The sequence below is a fragment of the Intestinibacter sp. genome, assembly GCF_022780145.1.
Lineage (GTDB): Bacteria > Bacillota > Clostridia > Peptostreptococcales > Peptostreptococcaceae > Intestinibacter.
On sequence record NZ_JALEXO010000330.1, the window covers coordinates 1 to 3,116 of the forward strand.

Genomic DNA, 3,116 nt, shown 5'->3' on the forward strand with positions numbered 1-3,116 from the left:
AGATAATTGCATCCAAATAGATACTGCAGTTTCTTTAGCGTATTCATGATATCCGTAATCTCTTCTAGCATAAGATAAACCATTTAATATAGCTATAACTTGTGTTAAGTTTTCAACTAAAAACAAGGGGTGTGCTTTTGACTTAAGTTGTATATGTTCTCCATCTTTTTGATATTCAACTTGCAACTTTTGATTTAAAACCTCAATCTCTCCATTTTGTAAAGCTGATAAGTCCTTTTTAATAGTTCTCTCACTAACCAAAAACTCTTTAGCTACATCTTCTATATTGAATTCCTCATGCATTTTCTTAGCAATTAACAATCTTCTTTCTAATTCAGAATAATATGATGGTAATTCTTCTATTTGTAACCCTTTAGACTCACCTTTAAAATAATTCGCATTCATATAATCTATATATTTAGAATAAACCTCATGGGCTGCATCCTTATTATTTTTATTTAAAATAGATTGTATTATATCCTCCCTTATTTCATTAGGTTTTAATTGCATTATTTTTTTATCTAAATTTTGGTGATCTATGTTTTCAAACACCTTTTTTAAATCTTTTAGCTTCAACTTTTTATTTTTAAAAATAATGTTACTTTGTGTATTGTCATTTATTTCAATCCCTTGTTCTTTTTTAAATTTTGATTTTATAAATTTTTGAATACTTTCTCTAAACGTATCTTCCATAGAATGCATAAAAACTCCCCCTCACAAATGTAAAAAGGAGATGACAGCACTTGTGTCATCTCCTTAAATGATATATTAAATTATTTTCACTCTACTTATTCGCTAAAAAATTATATTAAATTTTCCTTAGCATATGCTAATCTCTTTAAGCAAAGGTCTTTACCTAAGATAGCCATTATTTGTCCTAAATCAGCACCGTGCATTTGTCCTGTTAGAGGTATTCTAGCTCCCATATATAGGTTTTTACCTTTTATTTTGTATTCTTTTTGGATAGATTTTAATATAGCTTTTACAGCTTCTTCATCTAAAACATCTACTGCAGCTATTTTTTCTTCTAAAGCATTTACTAAAGTAGGTATATGTTCCATCTTTAAGAATTCTGCACCTTCTTCAGTTTCTACAGTAACTGTATCTCCAAAGAATATTGATATATGATCAGTTATTTCTTTTACATAGTGTAATTTTTCTTTTAATACTGATACTATTGATTTTAAGAAGTCGTATTTTTCTTCAGCTTCTTCTGCTGTTACATATCCAGCTTCAACGATGAATGGTATAGCTAATTTAGTTAATACATCATCATCTCCGTCTTTCATGTAGTGTTGATTAACCCAGTTTAATTTTTCTGTGTCAAATACTCCACCACTCTTAGAAACTCTTTCTATAGAGAAGGCTTGTTCTAATTCTTCCATAGAGAATATTTCTTTGTTTTCTTCTGGAGACCAACCAACTAATGCTATGTAGTTAACTAGCCCTTCTGGTAAGTATCCCTTTTTCTTGAAATCTTCTACTGCAACGTCACCTTGTCTCTTACTTAATTTTTTCTTTTCTTTGTTAAGTATGTTTGGTAAGTGAACGAATTTTGGAGCTTCCCATCCAAATGCTTCGTATAAATACACGTGTTTTGGAGTTGAAGAAACCCATTCTTCCCCTCTTATTACGTGAGTTATTTTCATTAGGTGGTCGTCAACTACAACTGCAAAGTGGTAAGTTGGGAAACCGTCAGTTTTTATTAATACTTGATCGTCTAAATCGTTAGTATTGAATTCAGTTTCTCCTCTAACTAAGTCAGTGAATTTTATTACGTGGTTTTCTGGTAATTTTAATCTTATTACATATGGTTCACCAGCTGCTATTTTAGCTTCTACTTCTTCTTTAGTTAAATCTCTACAGTGGCCATCGTATCTTGGAGTTTCACCAGCTGCTTTTTGTTTTTCTCTTACTTCGTCTAATCTTTCTTTTGTACAGAAGCAGTAGTATGCTTTTCCAGTGTCTAATAATTCTTGGATGTATTTTTTATATATGTCTAATCTTTCTGATTGGATATATGGTCCATATTCACCTTTTTGAACTATGTTTCCATTTTCGTCTAGCATAACACCTTCATCATGGTTAACGCCAGCCCATTTCATAGCATTTAGCATATTTTCTATAGCACCATCTACTAATCTAGTTCTATCTGTATCTTCTATTCTTAATATATATTTTCCGCCCATTTTTTTAGCAAATAGATAGTTGTATAATGCTGTTCTTAAACTACCTATATGAACAAATCCTGTTGGACTTGGAGCAAATCTTACTCTTACTTCACTCATTTTTTACCTCCTATATTTGGTTAATAATGTTCTATTATACAATATATTCTCCTATATTGTAATTTACAAATTCTTCTATCCTAATTTTACGTTGTTTTTTACAAATTCAGCTTTTACTCTGTCTAATACATCTTCAACAGCTATTATTTCTTTGTCAGCTTCACTTCTTAATTTGAATTCAACTTTTCCATCAACTATATCTTTACCAACTGTAATCCTCATTGGTATACCTAATAAATCAGAATCCTTGAATTTAAATCCAGCTCTTTCATTTCTGTCGTCTAGTAAAACTTCTACACCTGCTGCTTGTAATTCCTCATAGATTTTTTCAGCATTTTCAAGATGTTCTGCTTTCTTAACGTTAACTGGAACAACTACTACATGATATGGAGCGATTGCTAATGGCCATATTATACCATTTTCATCGTGATGTTGTTCTATTACTGCTGCAACAGTTCTTTCAACACCTATTCCATAGCATCCCATTATGATTGGTTGAGATTTACCGTTTTTATCTAGGAAAGTAGCTCCCATTGCTTCAGAATATTTAGTTCCTAATTTGAATATATGACCAACTTCAACACCTCTCATTATTTCAAGTGGTGCACCACATTTTGGACATTTATCTCCTTCTTGAACATTTCTGAAGTCACCTACTACACCATCGAAATCTCTTCCGAAGTTAGCATTTTGTATATGGTAGTTAGTTTTATTAGCTCCTATTATAACATTTCTTTGGTCTACAACTTCTTGATCTATAAATAAGTAGTCAGCCTTTATTCCTATTGGTCCTGCAAATCCTACTTCTGCTCCAGTAACCGCTTTTAC

3 protein-coding genes are annotated in these 3,116 nt (G+C 31.2%); all 3 read right to left on the reverse strand.

Translation table 11 applies throughout. The annotated features are described in order from the left end of the window. Positions 1-702 (reverse strand): hypothetical protein (locus MR593_RS12415; protein WP_290693476.1); only part of this gene is annotated, 702 nt, incomplete at its 3' end. Between the two features lie 101 nt (positions 703-803). Next, on the reverse strand, positions 804-2,288 hold the full coding sequence (gene gltX / locus MR593_RS12420; RefSeq protein WP_290693479.1) for a glutamate--tRNA ligase: 1,485 nt from the start codon (positions 2,286-2,288) through the stop codon (positions 804-806). A 75-nt stretch (positions 2,289-2,363) separates the two neighbouring features. Beyond that, positions 2,364-3,116, reverse strand: a 753-nt coding sequence (locus MR593_RS12425; protein WP_290693482.1) for a His/Gly/Thr/Pro-type tRNA ligase C-terminal domain-containing protein, incomplete at its 5' end; no start/stop codon positions are given.

Bases quoted from the DNA above. Each gene is read 5' to 3' on its own strand.
- gltX (WP_290693479.1), bottom strand. From the start codon at position 2,288: ATGAGTGAAGTAAGAGTAAGATTTGCTCCAAGTCCAACAGGATTTGTT.